This is a genomic window from Pseudoalteromonas sp. SG44-8, from assembly GCF_014164125.1.
GTDB classification, from domain to species: domain Bacteria; phylum Pseudomonadota; class Gammaproteobacteria; order Enterobacterales; family Alteromonadaceae; genus Pseudoalteromonas; species Pseudoalteromonas rhizosphaerae.
The window spans coordinates 22558-29866 of the sequence record NZ_JACJEQ010000023.1 but is presented as its reverse complement, the minus strand read 5'-3'; the positions used below and the strand labels follow the sequence as shown (position 1 = coordinate 29866).

Here is a 7309-nt window from a genome sequence, read left to right as displayed (position 1 = left end):
GGATTTTTCGTGGCTGAAGCCAACTCCTACAAGTGAAGAGTCGGCCTTAAACTTACCACTTAAAACTTACGGCTTATAGCTTGGTTTCTTCTTCTATCACACTCACCACAAAATACGGATTCAAATACTCATCTTTTGTGTTGTATAACAGCGGGCTGCCATCAAGCTTAGTGACTTTTGCGCCGGCGATTTCGGCTATAGCGTGACCTGCGCCGGTGTCCCATTCGCAGGTTGGGCCTAGGCGTGGGTAAATATCGGCGCTGCCTTCGGCGACTAAGCACAGTTTTAGTGAACTGCCTTTTGAGACCATTTCCACCTCGTCAAAGCGTTTTACAAACTCGGCTAAATCCGGTGATGGATGCGAGCGGCTGCCGACTACGCGAATAAGGCCTTTGTTTGCTTTGGTGGTGACTTTAAGCTCGATGCGCTCATCACCGCGGTCCTTAAATGCGCCGATTGCCTCTGCTGCCAGATAAGACACGCCTAGCGCAGGCGCATCTACTACCGCTAAGATAGGCTTGCCGTTTTCAATCAAGGCGATGTTAACGGTAAACTCACCGTTCTTTTTAATAAACTCTTTAGTGCCGTCGATTGGGTCAACCAGCCAATAGCGGGTCCACGTTTGACGGATATCCCAGCTGATATCGGCACTTTCTTCACTTAATACAGGAATCTCTGGGGTTAAGTGGGCTAGGCCATTGGCAATCACTTTGTGAGCTGCAAGATCTGCGTCGGTTACAGGGCTTTCATCAGCTTTGTACTCAACGTTAAAATCCTTTTCGTAAATCCCCATAATAGCGCTGCCAGCTTGGCGGGCAAGGATCAGTATTTCTTCGAGCAGTTCCGTTTGGTTCATGACTTAACCTTTAATAATTTGCTGTTGTTTTAGATACGCTATCAGCTCTTGCACCGATTGGTCTAGGGTGTTTTTACTGGTATCTAAAATTATTTCCGGTGAATGGGGTATTTGGTAGTCTGAATCTATACCTGTGAAGTGTTTTATTTCACCTGCGCGGGCTTTTTTGTATAAGCCTTTTGGATCGCGGCTCTCGCATACGTCCAGAGGTGTGTCTAAAAACACTTCGATAAATTCACCGTCATCGACTAAGTTTCTTACCATATCGCGTTCCGCGCGAAATGGGGAAATAAATGCGGTGAGTACCAATAATCCAGCATCGACCATTAGTTTAGCGGTTTCACCAACGCGGCGAATATTTTCGATACGGTCTTCGTCGCTAAAGCCTAAATCTTTACACAAGCCGTGGCGTACGTTGTCGCCATCAAGCAGGTAGGTGTGAATACCTTGTTGATTGAGTGCGCTTTCAAGGGCGTTTGCTACGGTGCTTTTACCTGAGCCGGAAAAACCAGTGAACCATAAAATAGCCGGTTTATGGCTTTTGTGTTCGCTACGTTGTGCTTTAGTAATGGCATAGTTATGCCAAACAATGTTCTCATCCATTATAAAACTCTCTTATGAGTAAGCGCTGGCTTAAAATGGAAATACCAGCGGGATCAGGGTTAATACCGTTATTGAATAAATAATAGAAAGCGGTAAGCCCATTAATACATAGTCTTTTAAACGATAATTGCCGGCGCTATAAACCATCAGGTTAGTTTGATAACCAAATGGTGATATAAAGCTTGCAGATGCACCAAAGGCGACCGCCATAATAAACGGCAGCGGGTCAACATTAAAGCCCATTGCTAATGCATAAGCGACAGGGAATGATAGTGCCGCTGCGGCGTTATTGGTGATAAGTTCGGTGAACATTACTGTCATTACAAAAATCGCGATAAACGCACCATAGGGGCCAAAATCACCGAGTACATAAAACAATGCTGCAGATATTTGTCCAGCTAGGCCGGTGCCTATCATCAGTTTTGCAAGGCCAATGGCGCTACCAACTACAGCGAGTAACTCAATAGGAAAACGGCGTTTTACTTCACTCAGCTTTATCGTTCCCGTGAGCATTAAGCCAATCAGCAATACTAATAAGCCTTTTACCAGTGGTACATAGCCAATAATACTCAGCCCAAGTACCGTTGCAAAGCTCGCTAATACTAAGTTAGATTGCTTGGGCGCTAAGTGAGTTTGTAAATCAAGCCCGGAAATATACACAAATTCGCGTTTTAAATTAGGCAGACTATAAAAGTCTTTACCTGGTGCGAGGATCAGTGAGTCTCCCGCTTGCAGCTGCACTTTACCAAGGCCACCTTGCAAGCGGTCATGGCCGCGACGAATAGCGATAACAGCGGCATGAAACTGTTCACGAAAACGCGCTTCTTTAACTGTTTTTCCTATAAATTTAGATGATTGGCTGACAACAACTTCAACGAGGTGCTCAACATCTTTTTGATGTTTATCGTGAACTATTTTTAGCCCGTCAAAGCGTGTTAGCAATGGCACTGATTTGATGTCACCGACAAACAGCAATACATCGCCCGCTTTAATCACTTGTTGCGGGGTCACTGCACAAATGCGTTTATCGCCGCGAATAATTTCCGCTAGGAATAAGTCTTTAAGTTCGCGCAGGCCATTTTCTTCTACGCTTTTACCAATTAGTTTTGAGCCTTCTTCTATTTTACCTTCGAGATAAAAAGGCACCACTTCTTGATCGTTTTTGCCGTTGTCTGGCAAATATTTTAGCATCACTAAAATAGTGATCAGGCCCACACTTAATGCGCCTAACCCGACTATGGTAAAGTCGAAAAAGCCTAGCGGTGCCATGCCTGCATCAACGGCAAAACCATTGACGATTAAATTTGTTGAAGTACCAATTAAGGTAATTGTGCCACCTAAAATAGCAGTATACGACAGCGGTAATAGTAGCTTTGAAGGTGAATGGTTTGGATTGTCTTTTATGGCAGTAATGAGCGATGCGACAACCGCTGTATTATTGGTAAATGAGGATAAAAACGCTGTAGAAAGTCCGAGCTTAGTGACTGAGCTGGTTAAACTTCCTTTTGATAATGACTGGGCAAGCTTTTGTACGAGTGTAGTTTTTTCAACCGCAATCGAAACCAGTACTAATAACACTAAGGTGATCAGTGATGGATTGGCGTAGTTGATCAGCATATCTTCAAGGTCGATTAACCCGCCTAGATATGCGGTGCCAATGGCGCCAACAAAAAGCCATGCTGGCTTTAGCCGCGTGCCAAACAGGCACCCGACTAAAGTTAGCATAATGCCTGTTAATACTAGCTGTTGATACATGCTTTATATGTCCTTAACAGGCAAAGTTGGTTATTTAAGCTTTGATATATCAAGCGCTTGCCAATGTGGGAAGTGCTTGCGTACTAACGCATTAAATTCAACTTCAAACTCACTAAAGTTACCAGTTTGTTCTTGCTTAGCAAGCACGTTTTCAATCATACCCGCCGCAACAGTTAAGTTAGATAAACGATCGATTAAAATAAACGCACCGGTTTCGTGATTGTTGTGATAAGCATCGGCCAAAATGGTTTCGGTCAATTCTAGGGTAACAATCGCGATTTCGTTTAACTGCAGGCTGTCTGCGCTGCCGTGTTCAAGGGTGTTCACATCAATGGTGTGATCAATCTTTTTCACGATAGCCGAAGTATTTTTACTGCCTAGCTTAAAGTTATAGCTTTTACCCAGTACCAGCGGCGCTTCGTGCATCCACACAAGCTTTGCTTGTACTTGGTTAGTTACAGTCGCTGTTGAATCAGCAGGAACGATCACGTCCCCTCGGCTAATATCAATTTCAGTGTTAAGCGTTAAAGTAATTGCTTGACCAGCTTCGGCTGTGTCTAAGTTGCCGTCAAAGGTGACAATCTCTTTAATGCTTGAGGTTTTACCTGATGGCAATACTTTAATAGCATCACCAACGCGTAATTTTCCTGAGGTCAAAGTACCTTGGAAACCACGGAAGTTTAGGTTAGGGCGTACTACATACTGCACAGGGAAACGCGCTTCAAAGCCAGTGTCTGTTTCAGCTGCTGGTGAGTCTTCTAATAACTCAAGCAGTGGTTTATCTGTGTAATATGGTGTGTGCTCTGAGCGTGTTACTACGTTATCGCCTTTAAGCGCCGACATAGGCACAAACTTGATGTTAGATACGTTAAGTTGCTCGGCAAATTTTAAATAATCGGCTTTAATGCGCTCATAAACGGTTTCGTCAAAATCAACAATATCCATTTTATTCACGGCAACAACAAACTGTTTAATACCCAATGAATCACAGATAAAGCTGTGACGCTTAGTTTGTACTTGCACACCGTAGCGCGCATCAACAAGAATAATCGCTACATCACTGGTTGATGCACCGGTTACCATGTTGCGGGTGTATTGCTCATGCCCTGGAGTATCAGCAATAATGAATTTACGTTTAGCCGTTGAAAAATAACGGTACGCTACATCAATAGTTATGCCTTGCTCACGCTCAGCTTGTAAGCCGTCAACCAGTAGTGCTAAATCGAGCTCTTCACCGGCATTACCGACTTTTTCGTTATCTTTATGCAGTGCTGCTAACTGATCTTCATAAATTTGGTGGCTGTCGTGCAGTAGGCGGCCAATTAGGGTTGATTTACCGTCATCCACACTACCACAGGTCAGCATACGCAATAGGCTTTTGTCTTGTTGGCGAGCAAGATAGGCGTCGATGCCAATTGCTTTTACTTCGTTAATTGTATCGCTAGTATTAATAGACATTAGAAATAGCCCTCACGTTTTTTTTTCTCCATTGAACCTGCTGAATCGTGGTCAATTACCCGACCTTCACGTTCAGATGACGTAGATAGCAGCATTTCTTCGATAATCTCAGTCAGTGTACTGGCTGTTGATTCCACTGCACCGGTAAGTGGGTAACAACCTAAAGTACGAAAACGAACAGATTTCATCATTGGTACTTCGCCTTCTTTAAGCGGCATACGCTCATCATCAACCATGATCAAAGTACCATCACGCTCTACAACAGGGCGCTCTTTGGCTAAGTAAAGGGGAACCATATCGATGTTTTCTTGATAGATATATTGCCAAATATCAAGTTCAGTCCAGTTAGAAAGTGGGAATACACGGATGCTTTCGCCAGGGTTAACTTGACTGTTATAGGTATTCCAAAGCTCTGGACGTTGGTTTTTTGGATCCCATCTGTGGTGTTTATCACGGAATGAATAAACACGCTCTTTAGCGCGAGATTTTTCTTCGTCGCGGCGTGCACCACCAAACGCGGCATCAAAACCGTATTTATCAAGCGCCTGTTTTAAGCCTTGGGTTTTCATGATATCGGTATGCTTACCAGAGCCATGAGTAAATGGGCTGATATCAATCGCTAAGCCTTCCGGATTTTTGTGGACGAGTAAGTCAAAACCGTACTCTTTTGCTAAGCGATCACGAAATTCGATCATTTCTTTAAACTTCCAGTTGGTATCAACGTGAAGCAGTGGAAACGGAATTTTACCTGGGTAAAACGCTTTACGCGCTAAATGTAAAAGTACCGATGAATCTTTACCGATAGAGTAAAGCATAACTGGGTTCTCAAACTCAGCAGCAACTTCGCGCATGATTTTGATACTTTCAGCTTCTAATTGCTGAAGGTGAGTTAAAGCCATTGTTAGTCGTCCTACTAAAATGATTAAAAGTTAAAATCTAAATAGTTTAAAGCTATGCCACGTCTGTAAGCGGTTGTGCAAAGCTACTGGTTTGGGCTTTTGTGCCAAACCAATGAAGTTCTTCATGTAATGAAGCAACTTCACCAATAATTAATAATGCCGGTGAAATAATGCTGTGACGCTCGATTAAATCGGCCAGCTCACCTAATTTACCGGTTACAACGCGTTGATTTTTGCGAGTACCGTTTTCAATAATTGCCACGGGTGTATCTGCACCGCGACCATGTTTTAATAATTGTGCTTGAATATGGGGAGACTTAATTACACCCATATAAATAGCCAGAGTTTGGTTTGGTTTTGCCAGTGATTGCCAATCTAGTTCTTGACCGTCTTTTTTACAGTGACCAGTTACAAACTGTATGGCTTGTGCATGGTCACGGTGCGTTAGCGGAATACCCGCATAAGCGCTACAACCTGCGGCAGCAGTTATGCCAGGGACGATTTGGTAATTTACGTTATTAGCTGCCAGTACTTGAACTTCTTCACCACCACGGCCATAAATAAACGGGTCGCCACCTTTAATGCGGCACACTTTTTTACCTTGCTTGGCAAGGTCAACTAGCATTTGGTTAGTATCTTCTTGCACGACACTGTGATCGCCTAAGCGTTTACCCACACAAATTAAATCAGCATCGCGGCGTACTAGCTCCATAATTTCGTCAGAGACTAGAAAGTCATACACCACCACATCAGCTTGTTGCATTAGTTGCAGTGCTTTCAGTGTTAATAGCTCTGGATCTCCTGGACCTGCGCCAATTACGTATACTTCACCTTCAGGATCCAGTTTGCTATCGAGTAATTGTTCAAGCTGTACGCTTGCGGCAGCTGTATCACCTGTTTGTACTTTGCTGACGACAGATGAATCAAATACGCCTTCCCAAAATTGGCGACGATCAGCAAAACTCGTAAAGCGCTGTTTTACTTTGTCGCGAAAGCTGCCAACTAAACTTGCAAGCGGGCCGATGTGTTGTGGAATAAGCGTTTCTAACTTCTCGCGTAAGCGCCGTGCTAATACCGGCGCTGTGCCAGCACTTGAAATTGCAATAGTGATCGGGTCACGATCAACAATTGAAGGAAAAATAAAGGTGCATTTAGGTTGGTCATCCACCACGTTAACGAATACATTTCGTGCATTTGCGAGTTCAAATACGCTGTTATTTACGCCGTCATTGTCAGTTGCGGCAATGACCAGCATTTTGCCATCAAGATGTGATTCATCAAAAAAAGCGTCAATTAGAGTGACATCATTATTTTGTGCATGCTCTTTTAATTCATCACAAAACCAAGGTGCTACTAAAGTGACATCAGCGCGAGCTTTCAAAAATGCACGGCACTTACGTAACGCAACCTCTCCACCGCCAACAACCAATACTGGTTTATTGTCGAGCTTGGTAAAGATAGGTAAATATTGCATGTGTAGACCCTTGGAAAAAATTACAGCAAAGATGCTTTTCAGGAACTCAGAATATAGTGGCGTAAGCTAAGTAAAAAATAATTAAAACCCAGTTAATATAACTAAAAGTTATATAGGGTTGTTCGATTTGGCTTAAGCCTTAGTTAACAGGGGATTGCGCCGAGTTGCAAGGGCAATAGTGAGTGTATATCTAGCTTATAGTGTTTGGTTATTAGCTATAGCGAGAATAGTTAAATTTGGTACTATTGCTAATACATGAACTTA

6 protein-coding genes are annotated in these 7309 nt (G+C 43.3%); all 6 read right to left on the bottom strand.

What is annotated here, in order from left to right:
* Positions 1-73 precede the first annotated feature (73 nt).
* From cysQ to cysG, 6 genes are read right to left on the bottom strand one after another with little or no spacing between them, the layout of a single operon-like run.
* Positions 74-856, bottom strand: coding sequence for a 3'(2'),5'-bisphosphate nucleotidase CysQ (gene cysQ / locus H5163_RS15795; protein ID WP_182735509.1), 783 nt, complete (start codon positions 854-856; stop codon positions 74-76).
* A 3-nt stretch (positions 857-859) separates the two neighbouring features.
* Positions 860-1459, bottom strand: coding sequence for an adenylyl-sulfate kinase (gene cysC, locus H5163_RS15790; protein ID WP_145238262.1), 600 nt, complete (start codon positions 1457-1459; stop codon positions 860-862).
* A 30-nt stretch (positions 1460-1489) separates the two neighbouring features.
* Positions 1490-3214, bottom strand: coding sequence for an SLC13 family permease (locus H5163_RS15785; protein ID WP_182719264.1), 1725 nt, complete (start codon positions 3212-3214; stop codon positions 1490-1492).
* 30 nt (positions 3215-3244) lie between these two features.
* Positions 3245-4672, bottom strand: coding sequence for a sulfate adenylyltransferase subunit CysN (gene cysN, locus H5163_RS15780; protein WP_182732017.1), 1428 nt, complete (start codon positions 4670-4672; stop codon positions 3245-3247).
* A complete protein-coding gene (cysD, locus tag H5163_RS15775) occupies positions 4672-5571 on the bottom strand; it encodes a sulfate adenylyltransferase subunit CysD (RefSeq protein ID WP_145238271.1) in 900 nt (299 codons plus the stop codon). The genes cysN and cysD overlap by 1 nt, the downstream gene beginning before the upstream one ends.
* Before the next feature lie 52 nt (positions 5572-5623).
* Positions 5624-7045 (bottom strand): siroheme synthase CysG, encoded by a 1422-nt coding sequence (gene cysG, locus H5163_RS15770; protein WP_182732018.1) that lies wholly within the window; start codon positions 7043-7045, stop codon positions 5624-5626.
* Positions 7046-7309 lie beyond the last annotated feature (264 nt).

Excerpts from the sequence above, each read along its gene's own strand:
- cysN (WP_182732017.1), bottom strand. The coding sequence starts at position 4,672 with ATGTCTATTAATACTAGCGATACAATTAACGAAGTAAAAGCAATTGGC.
- cysD (WP_145238271.1), bottom strand. The coding sequence starts at position 5,571 with ATGGCTTTAACTCACCTTCAGCAATTAGAAGCTGAAAGTATCAAAATC.
- cysQ (WP_182735509.1), bottom strand. The coding sequence starts at position 856 with ATGAACCAAACGGAACTGCTCGAAGAAATACTGATCCTTGCCCGCCAA.
- H5163_RS15785 (WP_182719264.1), bottom strand. The coding sequence starts at position 3,214 with ATGTATCAACAGCTAGTATTAACAGGCATTATGCTAACTTTAGTCGGG.
- cysG (WP_182732018.1), bottom strand. The coding sequence starts at position 7,045 with ATGCAATATTTACCTATCTTTACCAAGCTCGACAATAAACCAGTATTG.
- cysC (WP_145238262.1), bottom strand. The coding sequence starts at position 1,459 with ATGGATGAGAACATTGTTTGGCATAACTATGCCATTACTAAAGCACAA.